We start from the raw sequence: 23,616 nt of genomic DNA on the forward strand, positions 1-23,616 counted from the left end.
TGCGGAACCGGGCATTGGAAGCGCCACCCGGTTGGCCTAGTGTGTCCGTCGCCACGAGGTGCCAACAGCTCAGTCGTGGCACCGCGGAGGCGCCGACGAGCGCCCCGCGCTGCGGCCACCGAGATCCGGTCGCCGCATCGTGGCCCAGGGACAACCCGGGGCGTGACGTGAGGGAGGCGGCGGCATGCGTCGACACGGTAGACATGCGATGGCGGAAGCACGGAAGAGCCCGGCAGGGGCGGTCCGTCGATGGGGGGTCGGGACGGCGGTCGTCGCCGTGGTCGTCGGTGTGAGCACCGCGTCCGCGAGCCCCGCACAGGTCCCGGCGGCCGTTCCCGCCGCCAGCCCCGTCGTGGTCGCCTCGAGCACCTCGACGGAGAACACCGCCCCGCTCGGCGGCGGCTCGGTCTTCACGACCGTCGCCCCGACGCGGCTGCTCAACCGCACCGTCCTCGGTCCGGGGTCCACGTACGACGTGACGATCCCCAACCTCCCGAACGGCACCCGCTCGGTGATCGTCAACGTCTCCGGCTCCGACGCGACGGTGCCGACCACGGTCACGGCGTGCACGGGCTCGTCCTGCTCGGTGGCCTCGGCCCTGTCGCTGCGTCCCGGCATGCCGGCGTCGCGCCAGGTCGTCGCCCCCGTCACCAACGGTCGGATCACGCTGCGCAACTCGACCGGCCAGGTCGCCGTCCAGCTCGACCTGTCGGCGTACGTGCGCCCCTCGAGCGTCCAGGGTGGCGAGGTCTACGTCCCGACGCCGCAGCGCCGCGTGCTCTCGTGGCACCTGCTCGGCGCCGCCGCGACGACGACGGTCCAGCTCACGGACGTCCCGGAGGGGGCGAAGGCCGTCGTCCTGGACCTCGGCTACTCCTCGGCGACCGCGAAGTCGTACCTGGCGCTCTGCCCGGCCGACCAGTCGTCGACCACGTGCAACCGCACCACGACCATCCAGACGGTCCCGACGCTCAACCACTCGAACGCCGTCGTCGTGCCGATCGACTCGGCGGGGCGCGTCAAGGTCTACAACAGCGCCGGCAGCGTGCGGCTGAACGCGGACGTGCAGGGCTGGTACGTCCAGCGCGGCACCACCGACGTCGGTGGTGAGCTCGTCGCCTCCTCGGGTGCGGTCGCGACGCGGCTGTCCGCGGCCGGTGCGACCCGCACCGTCACCCTGCCGGACGTGCCGAAGCACGCGACCTCGGCCGTCGTGCTCGTCCGCTCGACCTACGCCGCGCAGGGCACCGGTGTGTGGGCGTGCCCCGCGGCCGCCGTGTCGGACGCCTGCAAGGCCGCGTCCGTCATCAACCCGTACCCCGGCTACATCACGGACAACGTCGCGTACGTCGAGCTCGGTGGCGCGAACAACGACCAGGTGACGCTCGGCGCGACCCTCGCGGCGACCGACATCACGGTGTCCCCGCTGGCGTACACGGTCGTGACCCCGGTCGCGACGCCGACGCCCACCCCGACGCAGACGCCGACGCCGACGCCGACGGCCACACCGAAGCCGACCGCGTCGCCCACCCCGTCGCCGACGAGCGGTACCGGGACCTCGACGGGCGCCAAGCCGGGTTCGACCAACACCGGCGTCCCCGCGGGCACGAGCCTCACGCGTCACAACGGCGACATCGTGGTGACGCAGGCGGGAACCGTCATCGAGAACATGGACATCCACGGCTTCATCACCGTGCGTGCGCCCGACGTCGTCATCCGCAAGTCGATCGTCCGCGGCTCCGGCCCGGGCACGACCAACATGGGCCTGGTCAACTGCAACCACAACGCGTGCAGCAACCTGCTGGTGGAGGACGTCACCCTCGTCCCCAAGTCGCCCTCGGTCTGGCTCAACGGGGTCTTCGGTCACGACTACACCGCCCGGCGCGTCAACACGTACCACGTGGTCGACGGCTTCCAGATCCACAACGTCCGCAACAACGGCGGTCCGGTCAACGTGGTCATCGAGAACTCCTGGTGCCACGACATGAGCTACTTCGCCAAGGACCCGAACCACAACAACACCGAGACCCACAACGACTGCATCCAGATCCAGGGTGGGACGAACATGAGGATCACGGGGAACAACCTCGAGTCCTTCATGGCGACGCAGGCCGGTGACCAGACGTACGACGCGCGCAACCGCGGCTCGGCCCTGATGGTCACGCCCAACGCGGCCCCGGTCTCGAAGGTGACGATGACGGGCAACTGGCTCGACGGTGGGACGGCCTCGGCGTTCTTCTCGACGTCGAAGTTCGGTGCCTACAACTTCGGCACCTTCAGCGGCAACATGTTCGGCCGCAACCAGTACGACCACGGCCGTGGCTCGAAGTACCAGATCCGCATCGCGAACGACGGCATCTCGTTCGACAAGCCGCTCACCACGAACATGTGGGCGGACGGGTCGGGCTACCTGGCCGAGGGGCGTGACGCCGGCATCCGCTTCGGCTCCTGACACCAGCAGCACCCGGGCACCGGGGTGGCGGTTCGTCCGCCACCCCGGTGTTCCACGTCCCGGGCGGGTCTGGCGCCGCGTCGGAGCAGGTGGCAGGCTCGCAGGCGCGCACCGGTCCGCCCTGGTGAGCCCGCCTCCCGGCGGCTCCGCCCCTCGACGACAAGGCCTCGATGAACCTCCGACGTCTCCGCAACGGTGAGCCTCTCGTGCCGCGCGTGCTGGCCCGGCTCGAGCTCGAGCTGAACCCGCGCCTGGCACCCCTGCGGGCCCGGCGCCTGGAGCGGCTGAACGCGACGTCCGACCGGCACGTGACCGGCGATGCCCCGGTCGTCGTGAGCCTCACGACCTACGGTGCGCGGTTCGCGACGGTCCACCTCACGGTCGAGGCGATCGCGCAGGGGACCCGCCGCCCGCGCCGCGTCGTGCTGTGGCTCGACGACCGGCGCCTGCTCGACGCGCCGACGCCCGGGCTGCAGCGTCTCGTCGAGCGTGGGCTGGAGATCCGCATGGCGGAGCGCAACGACGGCCCGCACACCAAGTACGTCCCGCTGCTGTCGGACCCCGACCTGGGCGCCGGCGACGTCATGGTCACGGCCGACGACGACGTGCTCTACCCGCGGCGCTGGCTGGCGCGTCTCGAGGCGGCGGCGCGCCGGGACCCGCAGACCGTGCACTGCTACCGGGCGTACCGCGTCCGGACGCGCCCGGACGGCACGCTCGCGCCCTACCGGACGTGGCGACCGGCGCTGTCGACGCAGGCCCGTTTCGACAACTTCGCGACCGGGGTCTCCGGCGTGGCGTACCCGCCGGTCATGGTCGAGGCGCTGCGCGCCGCGGGCACCCGGTTCCGCGACTGCACGCCGCACGCGGACGACGTCTGGCTGCACGCCGTCGCGGTCGAGTCGGGCGTGCGTGTCCGGCAGCTCGCGCGCCAGCCGCGGCACTTCCCCGTGGTCCCGGGCTCGCAGGCCTCCGGCCTGCGGAACGCCAACGTGACCGCCGACGGCAACGACCCGCAGATCCGGGCGACGTACTCAGCGCAGGCGCTGCAGCGCCTGGGTGCGGCCCGGGGCGTCACGGCCGGCTGACGGCGGGTCGGCCGGCGCGGCGTACCGGGCGACGCCGAGCGCCAGCGCGACCCACAGCAGGGCGCCCGAGGCGGACCGGGCGGCCAGCGCGTTGTACGTCATCGGCAGCACGAAGGCGACGGTCGCCGCCACGCGGGCACCGGGCAGCGGCGTGCTGCGGGTCCACGCCTCGGCCACGAGCAGGAGCTGCGCGCCGAAGTACACCAGCGCGAAGAGGATGCCGATGTCCACGGCGTACATGAGGAACGAGTTCTCGAGGCTCGTCTGCAGCCCGCCGAGCGCGGCGTACCGGTAGCTGGCGGTGAGGCCGCGCCCGAGCACGGGGTAGTCCTGCCACGTCTCGGCGAAGAAACGGAAGGCGTCCGTGCGGGCGCCGGCCGAGCCCTCGTCGTCGGTGAAGCGGGCGGCGACACCGGCGGCGATGCCGCTGCCCAGGAGTGCGGCGGTGCCGCCGCCGAGAGCGCACAGCGACAGCAACCGCACGTGTGCGGGCGCCTGCGAACGGATCACCACCCACACGGCGAGCACACCGACGAGGACCACGCCCGTGCGCGACTGGGTGACGACCGTGCCACCGACGAACAGCGCGACGAGCGCGAACTGCACGCCGGCGCGCCGCAGCCCGACGAGCAGGGGCAGGGCGACGCACAGCAGCATCGACAGCGTCAGGGGGGAGTCGAGCGTCGCCATGTACCGGTCGAAGTCCTCGCGGAACCAGTAGCGGGTGGCGAACTGGTCCTCGTAGAGCAGGAGCCGTCCGGCGGACCACTGCACGAGGGCGAACGCCGCGCAGACGGCCGCGAGGGCGAGCACGGTGGTGCGGGCGCGGCGGGCCGCGCGCGGGTCGTCGTCGATGCTCGTGAGCACCAGCAGGAACATGAGGGCGGGCACGACGACGACGTCGACGAGCAGAGCCAGGCCGCCCGTGCCGAGCTGCTGGGTCGTCAGCGCGGCGACCGCGACGACGAGCGTGAGAGCCACGACGAGGTGGAGCCGCTGCGCGACGACGCGCGCCAGGTCCGCCGGGGCCCGCAGCACCTGGACGCCGACGACGGCGAGCACCAGCCACGACGCGGGGTGGATGCCCAGCAGGCCCGTGCTGTGCCCGGTGAGGAGCCCGCCCGCGGCGGCGGGCACGAGCACCCACACGGCGAGCGCGACGAGGGTCGCGTCGAGCGGGCGGCGCCTGGCGAGCCACGCGAGCGTCAGGCACGCCAGGAGCCAGGCCCCGAGCAGCGCCACGGGTCAGCGGTCCGGGTGGGCGCCGACGTGGCGGGCGTCGTTCGGCAGACCGGCGGCGGGGTCGGCCGCGGTCGGGCGGCCCGCGCCCGCGGCGCCACCGGCGGGCGCGACCGCGGCGGGTGCCACGTCCGCCGACCGGGGGCGGCCCGCGTCGTGCGAGTAGGGCACGCCGGCCGATCGCAGCGGGGCGCCGTTGATGATGACGCCCGCGAGCGGTGCGTCGACGACGCGCAGCGACTCGACAGCCGAGCGGGCCTGGTCGCGCGTCGTGTGCCCGTAGCGGACGACGAGCACGACGCTGTCGGCGTGCGCGGCCGCGATCGTCGCGTCGGTGACGGGCAGGGTCGGCGGCGTGTCGAGGATGACGACGTCGAAGCGCTGCCGCATGCGCTGCACGAAGGCGCGCATCTTGTCGCTGCCGAGCAGCTCGGACGGGTTGGGCGGCAGGGTGCCGGCCGGCAGCACGAACAGCCCGTGGGGACCCCACTGCTGGATGACGTCGGCCTCCTCGACCTGCCCCACGAGCACGTTGGTGAGACCGACGGCGCCCTCGAGCCCGAGCGCCCGCGAGACGCGGGGCCGGCGCAGGTCACCCTCGACGAGCAGCACGCGCCGCCCGCTCTCCGCGAGCGCGATCGCGAGGTTGCAGCTCGTGGTCGTCTTGCCCTCGCCGGCCAGCGGTGACGTGACGACGATGACCTGCATGCGGTGCGTCGCGGCGCTGAACGTGAGGTTGGTGCGCAGCCGTCGGTAGGCCTCGGCGCGCGGCGAGCCCGGGTCGGCCGCGGCCACCAGGCCGTCGGGGCGCGCACGGCGGCGGCTGCGCGGGTGCTGGGCGGTGATCGTGGAGAGCACGGGCAGCGACGTGCTGGCGCGCACGTGCTCCGGGGTGCGGACCGTGCGGTCGAGCACCTGCCGCGCGACGGCCAGGGACACGCCCAGCGCGAGGCCGGCGAGCAGGCCGACGCCGACGTTCAGCGCGGGGCGCGGCGAGACGGGCGAGGTGGGGGCGGTCGGGCCGGAGATGACGGTGAGCGAGACGTTGGCGCGGCTGGCGGCGTCGGTGCGCTCGAGCTCCTGGACGAGCGGGCCCAGCTCCTCCTCGATCGCCTCGCCGATCTGCTGCGCGCGCGCCGGGTCGGTGTCCCGGACCACGGCGCTGAGCAGGATCGCGTCCTCCTGGGGCGTCGCGGAGATGCGTGACGCGATCGCCCTGGAGTCCAGGCCGAGCGACCGGTTGGCCGCGATCCGCTCGGCCAGGCGGCCGCTCGTCAGGACGCCGGCGTAGGCGGCGACGCGGCGCTGCGCGAACTCGTCGGCCTGCAGCGCGGTGCCCGTGTCGCTCGACGCCGCGACGAAGAAGGTCAGGGTGCTCTCGTACTCCGGCGTCGCGCGCACGGTGACGAGCAGCGCTGCCCCGACCGTCGTCAGCACGGTCAGTGCGACGATCCACCAGTTCTTGCGGATCGCCCGCAGTTGGTCGGTCAGCTCCACGTACCGCTCCTCGCCCCAGTGCCCACCCCGGCGTCGGCATCGGCCGAGCGCCGGCTGCCCGTGGCGCCATCCTCACATATCGCCCCGTCCCGGTGAGACGGTCGAAACCCCCGCAGACCGGACATCACCCGCTCGCGCGCGGCGCTCACCCGCGCGCCGGGGCCGGCGGGCACCGCGTCACTCGATCGGGGGCGGGGCCCCGTCGGCGCCCGTGCGCCGCCCGGGCTCACAGGCCGCGACACGGCGCGCGGCGTACCCTGGACACCGGCCCGCCCGGGGACGCTCCCGGTCCGGGCCCGTCGTCGTGCCCTCGACCGTCTGGACCCCATGGACCTCACCGGCCTCCTGCCCGCCCTGCTCGCCGACCCCGCCGTCGCCGATGCGCTCGCGTCCGTCCGCGCGCGCGGCGAGCTCGACGTCGTCGGGCCCGCCGGTGTGCGCCCGCCGCTGCTCGCGGCGCTCGCGGGTGCGGTCGCGACGGGCGGCGCAGCGGGACCCGGCGGTGGGCGTCCACTCGTCGTGGTGACGGCGACGGGTCGCGACGCCGACGAGCTCGCCGCCGCGCTGCGCTGCTACCTGCCGGACGACGACGTCGCGGTGCTGCCGAGCTGGGAGACCCTGCCGCACGAGCGGCTGAGCCCGCGCAGCGACACGGTGGCGCGCCGGGTCGCGGTGTTCCGGCGGCTGGCGCACCCGGACCCGGAGCCCGGCCCGACCGGGGCGGTGCGCGTGCTCGTGCTGCCGGTGCGCGCGCTGCTGCAGCCGGTCGTCGACGGGCTGGGGGAGCTCGTGCCCGTCGAGGTGCGCACGGGTCAGCAGGTCGACCTCGACGACCTCGCGCAGCGGCTCGTCGACGCGGCGTACACGCGTGTCGACATGGTCGAGCGGCGCGGCGAGTTCGCGGTGCGCGGCGGGATCCTCGACGTGTTCCCGCCCACCGAGGACCACCCGCTGCGCGTGGAGCTGTGGGGCGAGGACGTCGAGGAGATCCGCTGGTTCTCCGTGGCGGACCAGCGCAGCCTCGAGGTCGCCGAGCACGGCCTGTGGGCGCCGCCCTGCCGCGAGATCCTGCTGACCGACGCGGTACGGGCGCGCGCGGCCGCGCTGCGCGAGCAGCTGCCCGGCGCGCTCGACATGCTCGACCGGCTCGCCGAGGGCATCGCGGTCGAGGGCATGGAGTCGCTCGCGCCCGTCCTGGTGGACCGCATGGTCCCGGTGCTCGACCTGGTCCCCGACGAGTCGCTGCTCGTGGTCGTCGACCCCGAGCGCGTGCGCCGCCGTGCCCACGACCTCGTCGCGACCACGCAGGAGTTCCTCGAGGCCGCGTGGACCTCGGCCGCAGCGGGTGCGGCGACGCCGCTGGACCTGTCGTCCGCGTCGTTCGCGTCGTTCGCGGAGGTCCGCGCGCTCGCCGCCGTGCGCGCGCTGGGCTGGTGGACGCTGTCGGGTTTCACGCTCGACGCGGACGCCGTGACGGGCGACGACAGCCCCGCGACGGACGAGGGTCCGACTGCCGCGCCCGACGTCCGCACGCTCGTCGTGGGGGCGCGCGAGGTCGAGCGGTACCGCGGCGAGGTCGCTCGCGCGGTGCAGGACGTGCACCGGCTGCAGCAGCAGGGCTGGCGGCTCGTGCTGGCGACCGAGGGGCACGGTCCCGCGCAGCGCATGGTCGAGCAGCTGCGCGCGGCGGACGTGCCGGCGCGCCTGGTCGCGTCGGTCGACGACGAGCCCGAGGGCGGCGTCGTGCTGGTCACGCCCGCGCCGCTCGGTCCGGGCTTCGTGCACGAGGCGCTGCACCTCGCGGTGTTCAGCGAGTCGGACCTCACGGGCCGCGCCGGGTCGAGCACGCGCGACATGCGCCGCATGCCGAGCCGGCGCCGCAACGTGGTCGACCCCCTGCAGCTGCGCCCCGGCGACTTCGTCGTGCACGAGCAGCACGGTGTGGGCCGCTTCGTCGAGCTGGTGCAGCGCACGATCGGGTCGGGCGCGGCGGCGGCCACGCGCGAGTACCTCGTCGTGGAGTACGCGTCGAGCAAGCGCGGTCAGCCCGGCGACCGGCTGTACGTGCCCACCGACCAGCTCGACCAGGTCACCAAGTACGTCGGCGGTGAGGCGCCCACGCTCAACCGCATGGGCGGCGCGGACTGGCAGAAGACCAAGGGGCGCGCCCGCAAGGCCGTCAAGGAGATCGCGGCCGAGCTCATCCGCCTGTACTCGGCGCGCATGGCCACGCCGGGCCACGCGTTCGGCCCGGACACGCCGTGGCAGCGCGAGCTCGAGGACGCGTTCGCGTACGTCGAGACGCCCGACCAGCTCGCGACGATCGAGGAGGTCAAGGCCGACATGGAGAAGACGGTCCCCATGGACCGCCTCGTGTGCGGTGACGTCGGCTACGGCAAGACGGAGATCGCCGTGCGTGCGGCGTTCAAGGCCGTGCAGGACGGCAAGCAGGTCGCCGTCCTGGTCCCGACGACGCTGCTGGTGCAGCAGCACCTCGACACGTTCACCGAGCGGTACGCGCCGTACCCGGTGAAGGTCGCGGCGCTGTCCCGGTTCCAGACGGCCAAGGAGTCGCAGCAGGTCGTCGAGGGGCTCGCGGACGGGTCGGTCGACGTCGTCATCGGCACGCACCGCCTCATCACCGGCAGCGTGCGGTTCAAGGACCTCGGCCTGGTCATCATCGACGAGGAGCAGCGGTTCGGTGTCGAGCACAAGGAGACGCTCAAGGCGCTGCGCACCAACGTCGACGTGCTGGCGATGAGCGCCACGCCGATCCCGCGCACGCTCGAGATGGCCGTCACGGGCATCCGTGAGATGTCCACGCTGGCCACACCGCCGGAGGAGCGCCACCCGGTGCTCACGTTCGTGGGACCGTACGAGGAGAAGCAGATCTCCGCGGCGATCCGGCGTGAGCTGCTGCGCGAGGGCCAGGTCTTCTACGTCCACAACAAGGTCGAGTCGATCGAGCGGACCGCCTCACGACTCAACGAGCTGGTCCCCGAGGCCCGGATCGCCGTCGCGCACGGGAAGATGGGGGAGCACCAGCTCGAGCAGGTCATCGTCGACTTCTGGGAGAAGAGGTTCGACGTCCTGGTCTGCACGACCATCGTCGAGACCGGCCTGGACATCTCCAACGCCAACACCCTCATCCTCGAGCGCGCGGACCGGTTGGGGCTCTCGCAGCTCCACCAGCTGCGCGGGCGCGTGGGCCGCGGCCGCGAGCGCGCGTACGCGTACTTCCTGTACCCGCCGGAGGTGCCGCTGACCGAGACCGCGCACGACCGGTTGCAGACCATCGCCGCCCACACCGACCTGGGGGCCGGCATGGCCGTGGCGATGAAGGACCTGGAGATCCGCGGTGCGGGCAACCTGCTCGGTGGCGAGCAGTCCGGGCACATCGAGGGCGTCGGCTTCGACCTGTACGTGCGGATGGTGGGCGAGGCGGTGGCGTCGTTCCGCGGCGAGCAGGCCGAGGAGCTCCCCGACGTCACGATCGAGCTGCCCGTCGACGCGCACGTGCCGCACGACTACATCGCGCACGAGCGGCTGCGCCTGGAGGCGTACCGCAAGATCGCGGCGGCCACGGACGACGCGGGCCTGCGCGAGGTGCACGCCGAGCTCGTCGACCGCTACGGCCCCGTCCCGGGACCCGTCGAGAACCTCTTCGAGGTCGCGCAGCTGCGCCTGCACCTGCGGGCGGCGGGCCTCGCGGACGTCACGGCGCAGGGCCGGTTCGTCCGCTTCGCGCCCGTCGAGCTGCCGGAGTCGGCCCAGCTGCGGCTCAAGCGCCTGTACCCGGGTGCGGTGCTCAAGCCGGCCGTCCGCACGGTGCTCGTGCCGTTCCCGACGACCGCGCGCATCGGCGGCAAGCCGTTGCACGGGCGCGACGTCATGACGTGGGTACGGCAGTTCGTCGACGCGATCGTGCGCGGTGACGTCGCGGCCGCCGCGGCGGCGGGGACGGCGCGCTGACGCGCGGCGCCGCGGTCGTCACGTCCCGGCTCCGACCTCGACCCGGTCGCGGGCCGTCGTGAGGACCTCGGTGTACCAGGAGGTCAGGGGCGGGCCGTCCGGTGCCGTGAGGCGGTCGTGGGTCGCGCGCAGCACGTCGAGCAGCGGCGCGGCGTCCCACTGCGCGGCGAGGTCGACGAGCCGAGCCGTGTGCACGTCACCGAGCGCGTGGCGGCGCGGGAACCCGTAGGTCAGCGGGACGACGGTGCCGTCGGTCTCGAGCACCAGCGGGCTGAGCCACGAGCCGAGCGGCCCGTCGGGCGGCGCGTCGAGGGCGAGGAAGCGGGCGGGGTCGGACAGCAGCGTGCGGCGGCTGACGACGTCGATCTGCAGGGCGGGGCCGCAGGCCTCCTGGCTCACCCGGAGCGCCTCGACGGCGGCGAACCCGAGCTCGACGACGTCCGGGACGGCGCCGGGCAGGTTGTCCAGGGCATAGCCCTCGGGCTCGAGCGGGTGGACGTGGACGAGGCCGGCGCCGACCTCGCGCGCGAACCGGACGACCCAGTCGAGCTCGTGCACGTTGCGCTGCGTGAGCGTGAAGACGAAGCCGAACGCGGTCCCCGAGGCGGCGAGGTGCTCGAGCCGTCCTGCCATGCGGGTGAAGGCGCGCGGGTCGCCGCGCATCGCGACGTGGCTGTCCGGCGCCCCGTCGAGGGAGATCGCGAGCACGTCGACCCACCCCGCGAGCTCGTCCACCCGGCGCGGGGTCAGCAGCATGCCGTTGGTCGTCACGGTGGTGCGCATGCCCGCCCCGCGGGCGGTGCGCAGCAGCTCACCGAGGCCCGGGTGCAGCAGCGGCTCCCCGCCGGACACGCCGAGGACGCCGTAGCCCAGCGCGGCGGCGTCCTCGACGACGGACCGCACGAGGGCCGTCGTCAGGGCCTCGTCCACGTCGGGCCCGGACCGCGAGTAGCAGTGCCGGCACCGCAGGTTGCAGCGACGGGTCGGGTGGATCTGCAGGATGCCGCGCCCACCCGGGGGTCCGACGACGTCACCTGCGGCGCCGGCGGGGCTCACCGCGCGCCCACCTGCAGCTCGACGTGGAAGACGTCGGCCGGGATCCCGCGCGGGAAGACCCGCAGCCCGCCCGCCCGTCCGAGGCCGAGGCCGTCGAGCGCCCCGACGAGGTCCTGCACGACGGGCCCGAGCGCGTCGACACCCTTGACGGCGAACGACGTGCGGAGCAGGTCGGGCTTCGGCTGACCGGCGATGTACCAGTCGTCGATGTCGAACTGCGAGCTGATCCTGAGCACGCGCTCGACCAGCTCCTCGTCCAGGGCGAACCCCCCGTCGCGCCAGCCGGCGACGAGCCGTTCCGATCCTCGTTCCATCGCTTCCTCCCCCGGTGCACGGCGCACGGCGGTCCGGGCGCCTGTGCCCTGGAGGAGGCGGGCCCGCACGGGGGTGATACCACCGGGCGAGGTGGACGCGGCCGGCGCGGCGCGGAGGGTCCGGCGCTAGGCCCTACGATGGCGGGCGACCCCTACGGAACGTGAGCGGGAGGCCCTGGTGGCGGTGCGACGGACGCGAGGACGCGTGCGGATGGTGGCGGCGGCGGTCGTGGCGGGCGGTCTGCTCGCCGGGTGCGCCGGGCAGCCGGGGACGGCGGCGGTCGTCGACGGCCGGACGATCACCACGGCCGAGCTCGCGACGACGTACGAGCAGCTCGAGCCGATCTTCAACGGCGCCGGAGCCCAGGACGTCCTCGGCGTGCTCATCACCGAGCCGTTCGCCGCGCAGGTCGCGGCCGAGAAGGGCGTCGGCGTGAACGACGACGAGGCCCTGGAGCTGCTGCGTTCGGTGGCCGTGCAGTCGCTCGGCGAGGAGAAGGGCGAGGCCCTGGAGTTCGGCCCGGGTGCGATCGCCGTGGGGCGCTACTCGCTGGCGGCCAGCGCGCTGCAGGGCCTGGAGGACGCGCAGGCGGCCGCCGAGGACTACCAGGGACGCGTCGCCGCCGCGGACATCGAGGTGAACCCGCGGTTCGGCGAGTTCACCGACGACCTGGTCGTCGCGCCACCCGCGGCGCCGTCGTGGGTCGTGCCCGAGGGCGGGCGGGACGGCTCGTCGGCGACGCCGGAGCCGGAGCCGACGCCCTGACGGGCGCGCCGGGGCCGCACGACCGGCAGGCGGCCGCGCTCGCGCGCGTCGTCGCGGTCATGGACCGGCTGCGCTCGCCCGAGGGGTGCCCCTGGTACGCCGAGCAGACGCACACCTCGCTCCTGCCGTACGCGCTCGAGGAGGCACACGAGCTCGTCGAGGCCGTCGAGCACGGCGACCCCGCGCACGTCCGTGAGGAGCTCGGCGACCTGCTGCTGCAGGTGCTCGTCCACGCGCGCATCGCGTCGGAGGACCCCGTGGCGCCGTTCGACGTGGGCGACGTCGCCGACGACCTCGCGGCCAAGCTGGTGCGTCGCAACCCGCACGTGTTCGGCCCCGGTGCCGGGCAGGTGCTCGACGCGGCCACGGTCGACGCCCGGTGGCAGGACCTCAAGCGCGCCGAGAAGCCCGCGCGCACGTCGGTGCTCGACGGCGTCCCCGCGTCGATGGGGGCGCTGGCGCGCGCGCAGAAGCTCGTCGCGCGGGCCGGCCGCGCCGGGCTGCTCGACACGGCGCCCGTCCCCGCGGGACCCTCGTCCGACGGCCCGGTGCCTGCCGACGCGGCTCCCGCGGCGATCGGCGAGGCGCTGCTCGCGCTCGTCGTTGCGGCGCAGCACGCGGGCGTCGACGCCGAGGCCGCGCTGCGCCGCGCGACCGCCGACTGGGAGGCGGCGGCCCGCCGGGCCGAGGCCTGACGCCTGCCCGGGACGCGACGCGTCTCGCAGGGTGAGACTGGGGTGGGGGAGGATGCGAGGCCCCACCACGGCGGACCGGCCCGTCCGGGTCGAAGGTCCGACTCGTCACCGTACGGCCCGGACCAGGATGGGCCGTGCGAGGGGGACCGACGTCCCCCACCGTCCGGAGTCGAAGGAGAGCACGCATGAGGATCGGCGTCCTGCGCGAGGAGCGCCCGGGCGAGCGGCTGGTGGCCGCCACACCCCGGACCGTCGCGAAGCTCCGCGACCTCGGGTACGAGGTGGTCGTCGAGCACGACGCGGGCGCGTCCGCGACGTTCACCGACGAGGCCTACACCGCCGCCGGCGCGAGCACCTGCGACCGCGCCGACGTGCTCGCGTGCGACGTCGTCACGGCGGTGCACCTGCCCTCCGACGTCGAGCGGATGCGACGCGGCGCGACGCTCGTGGCGACCATGGCGCCGTTCGCCGACCCGGAGCTGCCCGGCCGCCTCGCCACGCTCGGGGTCACCGCGCTCGCGCTCGACGCGGTGCCGCGGATCTCGCGCGCGCAGGCGCTCGACGTGCTGTCCACGCTGTCCAACGTCGCGGGCTACCGGGCCGTCATCGAGGCGGCCGAGGAGTTCGGCGGCATGTTCACCGGGCAGGTCACGGCGGCGGGCAAGACCCCGCCCGCCAACGTCTTCGTCATCGGTGCCGGCGTCGCGGGCCTGGCAGCCCTCGGCACCGCGTCGAGCCTCGGTGCACAGGTCCGCGCGTTCGACGTGCGCCCTGAGGCGGGGGAGCAGATCGAGTCGATGGGCGCGACGTTCGTGCAGGCCGAGGGCGCGAGCCAGGAGGTCTCGACCGACGGGTACGCGCGCGAGCTCACCGCCGAGCAGGAGCGGCTGACCGCGGCGATGTACGCCGAGCAGACCGCCTGGGCGGACGTCGTCGTCACCACCGCGCTCGTGCGGGGACAGGCGCCGCGGACCATCACCAAGGAGATGGTCGAGGCGATGCGCCCGGGGTCGGTGATCGTCGACCTCGCGGCCTCGGGCGGCGGGAACTGCGAGCTCACCGTTCCGGGCGAGCGCGTCGTCACGGACAACGGCGTCGTCGTCCTCGGGTGGACCGACCTGCCGAGCCGCATGCCGCAGCACACGTCGCAGCTCTTCGGCACCAACGTCGTCCACCTCCTGGCGCTGCTGACGCCCGGCAAGGACGGCGAGCTGGTCCTCGACCTCGACGACCCGGTGCAGCGCGGCATGACCGTGACCACCGAGGGCGACGTGACCTGGCCGCCGCCGCCCGTCGCGGTGTCGGCCGCGCCCGCGGCGACCCCGACCGCGCCGGTGGAGACCGAGGAGGAGCGCGCCGCGCGCACCGCTGCCGAGGCCGAGGCCGCCGCGCGCCGGCAGCGCCGCAACGGTGTGCTCGCCGGGCTCGGCGCGGTGCTCACCGTCCTCGCGCTGACGACGGCGCCCGCGTCGTTCCTCAGCCACGCGACGGTGTTCGCGCTCGCGGTCGTCGTCGGCTACTACGTCATCTCCAACGTCAGCCACTCCCTGCACACGCCGCTCATGGCCACCACCAACGCGATCAGCGGGATCATCCTCGTCGGTGCGCTGCTGCAGATCGGCAGCTCGAGCTGGGTGGTCAGCACGCTGGCCTTCGTCGCCGCGACCGTCGCGGCGATCAACATCTTCGGCGGGTTCCTCGTCGCGTTCCGCATGATCCACATGTTCCGGAAGGAGGCGTGAGGACCGTGCTGACCTCACTGGCCCAGGCCGTCTACCTGGTCGCGGCGATCCTGTTCGTGCTGTCCCTCGCGGGCCTGAGCAAGCAGGAGACCGCCCGGCGCGGCAACCTCTACGGCATCGCGGGCATGGCCCTCGCGCTGCTCGCGACCGTCGCGCTCGCGGCGGACGTCTCCGAGCGTCCCGTCCCGGTCACGCTCATGCTCATCGCGCTGGCCCTCGCCCTCGGCGCGAGCGTCGGCATGTGGCGCGCGCGGCGCGTCGAGATGACGCAGATGCCGGAGATGATCGCGATCCTGCACTCGTTCGTCGGGCTCGCCGCGGTGCTCGTCGGCTTCAACTCGTTCCTCACCGAGGAGCCGGACGCGCTGCACCTGGTCGAGGTGTTCCTCGGTGTGCTCATCGGCGCCGTGACGTTCACCGGGTCGGTCGTGGCGTTCCTCAAGCTGTCGGCGAGGATCCGCAGCGCTCCGCTCATGCTCCCGGGCCGCAACGCGCTGAACCTGGGTGCGCTCGTCGCCTCGGCGGGGCTGCTCGCATGGTTCCTCGCCGTGCCGTCGCTGCTGCCGCTGGTGCTCATGACGGTGGTCGCACTGGCCCTCGGGTGGCACCTGGTCGCGTCGATCGGCGGCGGCGACATGCCGGTGGTCGTCTCGATGCTCAACTCGTACTCGGGGTGGGCCGCGGCCGCGGCGGGCTTCATGCTCAGCAACGACCTGCTCATCGTCGTCGGCGCGCTCGTCGGGTCGTCCGGTGCGATCCTCTCGTTCCTCATGTGCAAGGCCATGAACCGGTCGTTCGTGTCCGTGATCCTCGGGGGCTTCGGCACCGAGGGGGGGACCGTGGTCGCCGGCGACCGCGACTACGGCGAGCACCGTGAGGTCTCCGCGGCGGACGTCGCCGACATGCTGCGCGACGCGCAGCGGGTGGTCATCGCGCCCGGGTACGGCATGGCCGTCGCCAAGGCGCAGTACCCCGTGGCGGAGCTCGTGGCGAAGCTGCGCGGGCAGGGCGTCGACGTGCGGTTCGCCGTGCACCCCGTCGCCGGGCGGCTGCCGGGGCACATGAACGTGCTGCTGGCCGAGGCGAAGGTGCCGTACGACATCGTGTTCGAGATGGACGAGATCAACGACGACTTCGCCGAGACGGACGTCGTGCTCGTCATCGGCGCCAACGACACCGTGAACCCGTCGGCGCTGGACGACCCGTCGTCGCCGATCGCCGGCATGCCTGTGCTCGAGGTGTGGAAGGCACGTCAGGTGATCGTCTTCAAGCGGTCGATGGCGACGGGGTACGCGGGCGTGCAGAACCCGCTGTTCTTCCGCGAGAACACCGCGATGCTCTTCGGCGACGCGAAGGACCAGGTGGAGCGGATCGTCGCACCGCTGGCCGTCGGGTGACGGGGAAGGTCTCGACGCGGCCGCGCTGACCGGGGCCGCGGGTCGGGGGCGACGGTGCCGGGTGCACCGTCGCCCCCGGCCTGTCTCCGGCGTCGTCGCCGGGCTCGTCCGGGCCGAACTCGGGCCGAGGTCCCCTTGACGATCCGCCCGGGTCGTCGTCCCGCCGCGACCACCACCGCCGGCCGGCCGGTCATGGGACGGCTGAAACGGTTCGGGTGGTGACGGGGTGTGGCGCGCACCCCTAGCCTCGCGCCGGATCGCGCTGTGACGCTCCACCACCTGTCACGAGGAGTTCCCCCATGTCGTCCGCTCCCGCCCTTCGCACCCGGCCCGCGTTCGCGGCCGTGGCGGCCCTCGTCGCGGCAGGGCTCGCCGCCGCGGTGTCGACGGCGTCGCCGCTCGTCGCCCCGGCCGGTGCCGCATCGCCCGCCGTCGTCATCGACAGCGACTTCGAGGCCGGCCTCGACGGCTGGGAGGCGCGCGGCGCCGCGACCGTCAGCACGACGTCCGTGGGCGCGCGCGGCACCGGCAGCCTGCTCGTCGAGGACCGGGTCGACCCGTGGGACGGCGCGCTGATCCCCGTCACCGACATCTTCGAGCCGGGCACCACGTACACCGTCGGCCTGTGGCTGCGGCTGCCCGACGGCGCCGGCTCCGCCGACCTGCGCGTCTCGGTGCAGCGTGACCTCGCCGGCGAGCCGTCGTACGAGACCGTCGCCACCGTCGAGAACGTCTCGAGCCAGTGGAAGCAGGTCGTCGCGACCTACGTGCCCGGCCCGTTCGACACCGCGTCGCTGTACGTCGAGTCGGTCTCCGCACCCGTCGACGTCATGGTCGACGACGTCGTCGTCAGCGGGATCACCTACTCGCCCGACACGTCGGTGACGCCCGTCCGTGACGCCGTGTCCGTGCCCTTCGGCATCGCGGTCGAGCCGCAGGACACCGTCGGCGGCCGCGGCGCGCTGCTCGCGCACCACGCCGAGCAGATCACGCCCGGCAACCAGATGAAGCCCGACGCGATCCAGCCCACCGAGGGCACGTTCACGTTCACCGCCGCCGACGGCCTCGTCGACTGGGCCATCGAGCACGACATGCGGGTCTACGGCCACACGCTGCTGTGGCACCAGCAGACACCGGCCTGGTTCTTCCAGCGCGACGGGTCGTCGCTCACGACGTCCGCCGCGGACCAGGAGCTGCTGCGCGAGCGCCTGCGTACGCACATCGAGGCGATCGCCGACCACTACCGCACGACGTACGGCGAGTACGGCACGCCCGGCAACCCGATCTTCGCGTTCGACGTCGTCAACGAGGTCATCGACGAGAACCAGCCCGACGGTCTGCGTCGCAGCGAGTGGTACCGGATCCTCGGCAAGTCCTACATCGCCGACGCCTTCCGCTACGCGCGCGACGCGTTCGGCCCCGAGGTCCTGCTGTTCATCAACGACTACAACTCCGAGTACCCCAACAAGCGCGCGCCGTACCTCGCGCTCGTGAAGGAGCTGCTCGCGGACGGTGTGCCGGTCGACGGCGTCGGCCACCAGCTGCACGTCGAGGTCGGCCGCTCGATCAGCATGGCCGAGGACACCATCACGGCGTTCGAGGCGCTGCCCGTGCGCCAGGCCGTGACGGAGTTCGACGCCTCGACCTACCGTCACGAGGGCGAGTCCTGGACCACGCCGCCGGCCGACCGCCTGCTCGAGCAGGGGTACTACTACCGCGACATGTTCGACATGTTCGAGAAGCACGCGGCGTCGTTCGAGTCGATCACCGTGTGGGGTCTCGAGGACTCGCGCACCTGGCTGCGCGCGGGTGCCGCGCCGCTGCTGTTCGACGGTCAGCTGCAGGTCAAGCCGGCCTACTGGGGTGTCGTGGACCCGACGCAGATCGGGTCGACGCCGAGGCCCACGCCGACCGTGACCCCGACGCCGACGGTCACCCCGACGCCGACGGTCACGCCGACGCCGACCCCGACGCCGACGGTCACCCCGACCCCGACGCCGACCCCGACGGTCAGCCCGACGCCGTCGCCCACCCCGTCGCCGACCCAGAACCCGGGTGGCGCCTGCACGGTGAGCTACACGGCCAACGCGTGGAACACCGGCTTCACGGCCTCGGTCCGCGTGACGAACAAGGGCGCGGCGCTGTCCGGCTGGACCCTGGAGTTCGACCTGCCGGCCGGCCAGTCCGTCCAGCAGGGCTGGAGCGCCAAGTGGGCCCAGTCGGGCCAGACCGTGACGGTGAGCAACGAGGCGTGGAACGGCAACCTGGGTGCCGACGCCACGGTGGACATCGGCTTCAACGGCAGCCACAACGGCAACGGCAACAGCGCCAAGCCGACGCAGTTCACGCTGAACGGCGCCGCCTGCTCCTGACGGCTGACGCGACCCGGCGTCCCGCCTGACGGGACGCCGGGCGCACGAGACCGGGCCCTGGTCGCTCATCCACCGTGGTGAGCGGTCCGGGCCCGGTCTCGTCCATGCATCCGTCCGGATGCCGGACGGGTCGCGTGAAGCGGCCCGCGGGCGGCGCGGGGCACCGACCGGACCGGGCCCCGCGGGCAGCGGCTGCGGTCAGGCGGGACGGCGGGCGACGACGACCGTGCCGTCGATGTCGTCGTCGTGCCGCACCTCGACGGCCCACCCGGCGGGGCACGCGGCACGCGTCGCCGGAGCCTGCCGGGTGCTCGTCTCGACGAGCACGTACCCGCCCGGGCGCACCCAGGCCGGCGCGAGGGTGAGGAGCCGGCGCTGCACGTCGACGCCGTCGCGGCCGCCGTCGAGCGCGAGTCGGGGCTCGTGGTCACGGGCCTCGGGCGGCATGGTGGCGATGGCGTCGTGCGGCACGTACGGGGCGTTCGCGACGAGCACGTCGACGTGGCCGCGCAGGCGCACCGGGAGCGGCGTGAGCAGGTCGCCCTCCCGCACGGCGCCGCGCCCGGCGAGGTTGCGCCGCGCCCACGCGACCGCGGCGGGGTCGAGGTCGGTCGCGTGCACCCGCGCCCCGGGCACGTCGTGCACCACGAGCGCCGCAACGGGAGCGACGCCGCAGCAGGCCTCGACGACGACGGGCGCGGGCCCGGCGTCCCGGGCCAGGTCCACCGCCGTGCGTGCGAGCAGCTCGGTCCGCCGGCGGGGCACGAACACGCCGGGCCCGACCTGCAGCCGCAGCCCGGCGAACGCCACCCAACCCAGCGCGGTCTCGAGGGGCTCCCCCGCGACCCTGCGTGCGACCAGCACCTCGAGCGCGTGGGCGAGACCGTCGGACGTGGGGCCGGCGGGGTGCCCGTCGGCTGCGGCCGCGACGAGCAGCGCGGCCTCGTCCTCGGCGAACACGCACCCGGCGGCGCGCAGCCGTGCCACGAGCGCCGGCGGCGGCGCATCCTCGGACGTCACGCCGCATGCTCCCACGACCTGCTCGCCGACGACCCCGGGGCGCGCCCGGTGCGTCGCCGCTGGTCACGGGCGTGTCGTCCACCTGCCGAAGGTCCCGGCGTCCCGGCTGACCAGCGGCACTAGGCTGGGTGCGCAAACCCACCGTCTGTCGAAGGAGCACCATGGCCAGCATCGAGGCCGTCGGCGCCCGCGAGATCCTGGACTCGCGCGGCAACCCCACTGTCGAGGTCGAGGTCGCCCTCGACGACGGCACCATCGCCCGTGCCGCCGTCCCGTCGGGTGCGTCGACCGGCGCGTTCGAGGCCGTCGAGCGCCGTGACGGCGACGACCCCCGCTACCTCGGCAAGGGCGTGCAGGGTGCCGTCAACGCCGTGATCGACGACATCGCGCCCGAGCTCATCGGCTTCGAGGCATCGGAGCAGCGTCTCGTCGACGCCGCGCTCATCGAGCTCGACGGCACGCCCAACAAGGGCAAGCTCGGCGCGAACGCGATCCTCGGCGTCTCGCTCGCCGTGGCGAAGGCCGCGGCCGACTCGGCCGACCTCCCGCTGTTCCGGTACGTCGGCGGCCCCAACGCGCACGTCCTGCCCGTGCCGATGATGAACATCCTCAACGGTGGGTCGCACGCCGACTCCAACGTCGACATCCAGGAGTTCATGGTCGCACCCATCGGCGCCACGACGTTCCGCGAGGCGCTGCGCACCGGCACCGAGGTGTACCACTCGCTGAAGTCGGTGCTGAAGGGCAAGGGCCTGAGCACGGGCCTCGGCGACGAGGGCGGCTTCGCGCCGAACCTCGAGTCGAACCGCGCCGCGCTGGACCTCATCCTCGTCGCGATCGAGAAGGCCGGCTTCGTGCCCGGCAAGGACGTCGCGCTGGCGCTCGACGTGGCCGCCACCGAGTTCTTCAAGGACGGCGCGTACCAGTTCGAGGGCGTCGCCAAGACCCCCGCCGAGATGATCGCGTTCTACCAGCAGCTCGTCGCGGACTACCCGCTGGTGTCCATCGAGGACCCGCTGTCCGAGGACGAGTGGGACTCGTGGGCCGAGCTCGTCGGCAAGGTCGGCGACAAGGTGCAGATCGTCGGTGACGACCTGTTCGTCACCAACCCCGAGCGCCTCGCCAAGGGCATCCAGCTCAAGGCCGCGAACTCGCTGCTCGTCAAGCTCAACCAGATCGGTACCCTCACCGAGACCCTCGACGCGGTCACCCTGGCGCAGCGGTCCGGCTTCACGACGATGACCTCGCACCGCTCCGGCGAGACCGAGGACACGACGATCGCCGACCTGTCGGTGGCGACGAACGCCGGCCAGATCAAGACCGGTGCGCCCGCCCGCGGCGAGCGCATCAACAAGTACAACCAGCTCCTGCGCATCGAGGAGGAGCTCGACGACGCCGGCATCTACGCCGGTGCGAGCGCCTTCCCGCGCTTCGGCCGCTGATCCTCGGCTGACACGACGACGCCCGGCCACCTTCGCGGTGGCCGGGCATCGTCGTACCCCGAGGGCGTCACTCCTCGACGACCACCACCGGGCCGCTCTCGGCGGAGCCGTCCTCCACGACGAGGAAGAACGCCGACCCCAGCAGGACCGTGCCGGCGACGAGGGTCGCCGGCAGGGCGACCGCGAAGGCCATCTGCCATCCCCGGCGCGCGTGGCGCCCGCGGGGCCCGAACGCCCGGACGCCTACCCACGTCGTGACGGCGACGACGGTGACGAGCGCGGTCACCAGCGCGGCGACGTGCACGATCCCGAGCGCGACGACGAGCGGTGCGACGAGCAGACCCGCGACGAGGCCGGCGAGCACGAGCAGCACCCACACGCCGACGGACGTCCGCGGCGGGGCGGGTGCGACCGGCGTCGCGGCGGCCGGCGGTGCGGCGAGCGCGAGCGCCCCGGCGACGTCGTCGGGGCTGCCGAGGTCGGCGAGCACGCGGCGCACGTCGTCGTCGGACGGCGCCGGGCCGGCCTCGGCGAACGCGGCGTCGAGGTGCTCGCGGACCGCGTCGAGCACGTCGAGCCGGTCGGCGGCGGGGGCGTCGGCGAGACGACGCTCGAGGTCGGCGAGGTACGCGGCGACGAGCGGGGACGTGACGGCGGTCATGCGGGCAGTCCTTCCAGGAGGTGGTCGACGGCGCTGCGGTAGGGGCGCCACACCTCGACGAAGGCGTCGAGGGCCGCGCGGCCGGAGTCGGTGAGGCGGTGGTAGCGGCGGGGCGGTCCGGTGGGGGACTCCTGCCAGCTGGTGTCGACCCAGCCACGGCTGCGCAGGCGCGTGAGCAGGGGGTAGAGCGTGCCCTCGGACGCGAACAGCACGTGGTCCGCGCCGAGCGCGCGGGCGATGTCCTGCCCGTAGGCGGGGGACGCCGCCAGGTGGGCGAGCACGCAGAACTCGAGGGTGCCCCGGCGCAGCTGGGTCCGGACGTCGTTCGGCGTCGGTTCCATGTGGCGCACGCTACCGTGCGTGACAAGGAACCGTCAGGAGGTGACGCGACGCACGGCGCCACGTCCAGCCATTCGGGGGAGGGGCGGGCAGAATCGTCGCCATGTCCGCTCCGCGTCGTCCGCCCGCCCCCGGCTCCGGCCGCCGGTCGGGCCGTGACGACACGGCCTCCGGCGCCGTGCCGCGCGCCGGACGGGCGTCCACGGGCCGGGCGGGCGGGCCCACCACGGCGCCGCGCGGCGTGCGGGGAGCCACGCCCCGCTCCGGTGCGGTGCCCCGGGTGGCGACGTCCCGGCCCGCGTCGGCACGTGCGGGCCGCCGCCCCGGAGGTTCGACGCGCGGCGGCTCGACGCCCCCGCGCGGGACCCCCCGGGCGAGTGGCGCGCGACTGCCCGTGCCCCGCATGTTCACCGTCCGCGCGATGGTGTTCTCGCTGGTCGTCCTCGTCGCGTTCGTGCTCGTCTACCCGACGCTCGGCTCGTACCTCGAGACGCGTCAGGAGGTCGAGCAGCTGCGCGCCCAGCGTGACGCCGCACGCGCGGAGAACGCCGAGCTCGAGGCCGACCTCCTGCGGTGGGACGACGACGCCTACGTCATCGCGCAGGCGCGTGAGCGGCTGTCGTTCGTGATGCCGGGGGAGACCGCCTACCGCGTCGTCGACCCGGAAGTCGTCCCGGACACGCCCGCGAACCCGAGCGGCCCCGTGAGCACACCCTCCGACGGTGCGACACGCCCGTGGTACACCACCGTGTGGGAGTCCGTGCGGGTCGCCGGCGAGCTCGACGTCGACGGCACGGCGCCGGGCGCGGAGCAGACCCCGGTCACCCCCGAGGGCGCGCCGGGAGCCGGGTCCGGCACCGATCCAGCCGGCTGAGGCGCCCGGGCCGGCCGGCGCGGTGCCGCCCTGGGGGACAATGGGCGTCGCCCCCTGACGCCACCCGACGAACGGACCGACGTGCCCGCACCCGACCCCACCACGCACCGCGACGTGCCCGGGCCCTCGGCCCTTCCCGCGCCGCCGGTGCCCGTCGCGAGCGATGTCAGCGCGCAGGACGTCGCCGTGCTCACCGAGCAGCTCGGGCGTCCCCCGCGCGGTGTCGTGGGTGTCGCCGCGCGGTGCGTCTGCGGTCGGCCCCTCGTGGTGCGCACGGCGCCGCGGCTGGAGGACGGCACGCCGTTCCCGACGACGTACTACCTGACGTCACCGCAGGCGGTCGCGGCCGTGAGCGAGGTCGAGGCGACGGGTGTGATGAAGGAGCTCACGGCGCAGCTCGCGCAGGACGAGGAGCTCGCCGCGGGGCACCGGCGGGCGCACGAGGCCTACCTCGCCGACCGGGAGGCGATCGCGCACGTGCCGGAGATCGCCGGCATCTCGGCCGGCGGCATGCCGCAGCGGGTCAAGTGCCTGCACGTGCTCGTCGCGCACGCCCTGGCGGCCGGCCCCGGGGTCAACCCCGTGGGGGACCTCACGCTCGGCATGGTCGCCGAGCGGTGGCGCCCCGACCGCTGCACCTGCTGACGCCCAGGTGCCGCGCAGGCTCTGCCCGTGTCCGGTGACGTCGGT

At 74.1% G+C, this 23,616-nt stretch carries 18 protein-coding genes; 11 read left to right on the plus strand and 7 right to left on the minus strand.

The features are described 5' to 3' along the window. Positions 1 to 289 precede the first annotated feature (289 nt). The gene (locus tag CFLA_RS20355; protein ID WP_187291331.1) at positions 290 to 2,452 is read left to right on the plus strand and encodes a hypothetical protein; all 2,163 of its coding nucleotides are present in this window, start codon (positions 290 to 292) and stop codon (positions 2,450 to 2,452) included. A gap of 170 nt (positions 2,453 to 2,622) precedes the next feature. Continuing rightward, positions 2,623 to 3,540: a hypothetical protein gene (locus CFLA_RS04495; RefSeq protein ID WP_013116138.1), complete on the plus strand. Its 918-nt coding sequence runs from the start codon at positions 2,623 to 2,625 to the stop codon at positions 3,538 to 3,540. Here the strand turns inward: CFLA_RS04495 and CFLA_RS04500 are convergent. Together CFLA_RS04500 and CFLA_RS04505 are read right to left on the minus strand one after the other, a co-directional pair. Then, positions 3,487 to 4,782: an O-antigen ligase family protein gene (locus tag CFLA_RS04500; protein ID WP_013116139.1), complete on the minus strand. Its 1,296-nt coding sequence runs from the start codon at positions 4,780 to 4,782 to the stop codon at positions 3,487 to 3,489. The two genes, CFLA_RS04495 and CFLA_RS04500, sit on opposite strands and share 54 nt — an antisense overlap. A 3-nt stretch (positions 4,783 to 4,785) precedes the next feature. Next, complete coding sequence (locus CFLA_RS04505) at positions 4,786 to 6,276, minus strand: tyrosine-protein kinase domain-containing protein (protein ID WP_013116140.1); 1,491 nt, start codon at positions 6,274 to 6,276, stop codon at positions 4,786 to 4,788. 327 nt (positions 6,277 to 6,603) lie between these two features. On the opposite strand from CFLA_RS04505, the gene mfd reads away from it, so the two are divergent. Beyond that, positions 6,604 to 10,248, plus strand: a complete 3,645-nt coding sequence (mfd, locus tag CFLA_RS04510; RefSeq protein WP_013116141.1) for a transcription-repair coupling factor — start codon at positions 6,604 to 6,606, stop codon at positions 10,246 to 10,248. Between the two features lie 18 nt (positions 10,249 to 10,266). On the opposite strand, the gene CFLA_RS04515 is transcribed toward mfd, so the two are convergent. Beyond that, positions 10,267 to 11,304: a radical SAM protein gene (locus CFLA_RS04515; RefSeq protein WP_013116142.1), complete on the minus strand. Its 1,038-nt coding sequence runs from the start codon at positions 11,302 to 11,304 to the stop codon at positions 10,267 to 10,269. Further along, positions 11,301 to 11,618, minus strand: a complete 318-nt coding sequence (locus CFLA_RS19705) for a hypothetical protein (protein ID WP_013116143.1) — start codon at positions 11,616 to 11,618, stop codon at positions 11,301 to 11,303. Before CFLA_RS19705 ends, CFLA_RS04515 begins: the two co-directional genes overlap by 4 nt. 211 nt (positions 11,619 to 11,829) lie before the next feature. Between CFLA_RS19705 and CFLA_RS04525 the strand changes: the two genes are divergently transcribed. The 5 genes from CFLA_RS04525 (at position 11,830) to CFLA_RS04545 (ending at position 18,590) form a co-directional block, all read left to right on the plus strand. After that, positions 11,830 to 12,384 carry a SurA N-terminal domain-containing protein gene (locus CFLA_RS04525; RefSeq protein ID WP_013116144.1) on the plus strand — a complete coding sequence of 185 codons (555 nt, stop codon included), beginning with the start codon at positions 11,830 to 11,832 and terminating at the stop codon, positions 12,382 to 12,384. Then, the gene (locus CFLA_RS04530; protein ID WP_245530303.1) at positions 12,318 to 13,079 is read left to right on the plus strand and encodes a nucleoside triphosphate pyrophosphohydrolase; all 762 of its coding nucleotides are present in this window, start codon (positions 12,318 to 12,320) and stop codon (positions 13,077 to 13,079) included. The genes CFLA_RS04525 and CFLA_RS04530 overlap by 67 nt, the downstream gene beginning before the upstream one ends. A gap of 185 nt (positions 13,080 to 13,264) precedes the next feature. Further along, the gene (locus CFLA_RS04535; protein ID WP_013116146.1) at positions 13,265 to 14,821 is read left to right on the plus strand and encodes a Re/Si-specific NAD(P)(+) transhydrogenase subunit alpha; all 1,557 of its coding nucleotides are present in this window, start codon (positions 13,265 to 13,267) and stop codon (positions 14,819 to 14,821) included. A gap of 5 nt (positions 14,822 to 14,826) precedes the next feature. Continuing rightward, on the plus strand, positions 14,827 to 16,218 hold the full coding sequence (gene pntB / locus CFLA_RS04540; RefSeq protein WP_013116147.1) for a Re/Si-specific NAD(P)(+) transhydrogenase subunit beta: 1,392 nt from the start codon (positions 14,827 to 14,829) through the stop codon (positions 16,216 to 16,218). 299 nt (positions 16,219 to 16,517) lie between these two features. Continuing rightward, entirely contained in the window at positions 16,518 to 18,590 is a 2,073-nt protein-coding gene (locus tag CFLA_RS04545; RefSeq protein ID WP_013116148.1) for an endo-1,4-beta-xylanase, read from the plus strand. Between the two features lie 198 nt (positions 18,591 to 18,788). Here CFLA_RS04545 and CFLA_RS04550 read toward each other — a convergent pair whose 3' ends face one another. Beyond that, positions 18,789 to 19,610 carry a putative protein N(5)-glutamine methyltransferase gene (locus CFLA_RS04550; protein WP_013116149.1) on the minus strand — a complete coding sequence of 274 codons (822 nt, stop codon included), beginning with the start codon at positions 19,608 to 19,610 and terminating at the stop codon, positions 18,789 to 18,791. 161 nt (positions 19,611 to 19,771) lie between these two features. Between CFLA_RS04550 and eno the strand changes: the two genes are divergently transcribed. Then, a complete protein-coding gene (eno, locus tag CFLA_RS04555; RefSeq protein WP_013116150.1) occupies positions 19,772 to 21,052 on the plus strand; it encodes a phosphopyruvate hydratase in 1,281 nt (426 codons plus the stop codon). A gap of 67 nt (positions 21,053 to 21,119) precedes the next feature. Here eno and CFLA_RS04560 read toward each other — a convergent pair whose 3' ends face one another. Together CFLA_RS04560 and CFLA_RS04565 are read right to left on the minus strand one after the other, a co-directional pair. After that, on the minus strand, positions 21,120 to 21,713 hold the full coding sequence (locus tag CFLA_RS04560; protein ID WP_013116151.1) for an HAAS signaling domain-containing protein: 594 nt from the start codon (positions 21,711 to 21,713) through the stop codon (positions 21,120 to 21,122). Continuing rightward, positions 21,710 to 22,054, minus strand: a complete 345-nt coding sequence (locus CFLA_RS04565) for a PadR family transcriptional regulator (protein WP_013116152.1) — start codon at positions 22,052 to 22,054, stop codon at positions 21,710 to 21,712. Before CFLA_RS04565 ends, CFLA_RS04560 begins: the two co-directional genes overlap by 4 nt. 401 nt (positions 22,055 to 22,455) lie before the next feature. Between CFLA_RS04565 and CFLA_RS04570 the strand changes: the two genes are divergently transcribed. Beyond that, on the plus strand, positions 22,456 to 22,926 hold the full coding sequence (locus CFLA_RS04570) for an FtsB family cell division protein (protein ID WP_013116153.1): 471 nt from the start codon (positions 22,456 to 22,458) through the stop codon (positions 22,924 to 22,926). Between the two features lie 147 nt (positions 22,927 to 23,073). Further along, positions 23,074 to 23,571, plus strand: a complete 498-nt coding sequence (locus CFLA_RS04575; RefSeq protein ID WP_043599800.1) for a DUF501 domain-containing protein — start codon at positions 23,074 to 23,076, stop codon at positions 23,569 to 23,571. Positions 23,572 to 23,616 lie beyond the last annotated feature (45 nt).

The sequence above is a fragment of the Cellulomonas flavigena DSM 20109 genome (genome assembly GCF_000092865.1).
GTDB classification, from domain to species: domain Bacteria; phylum Actinomycetota; class Actinomycetes; order Actinomycetales; family Cellulomonadaceae; genus Cellulomonas; species Cellulomonas flavigena.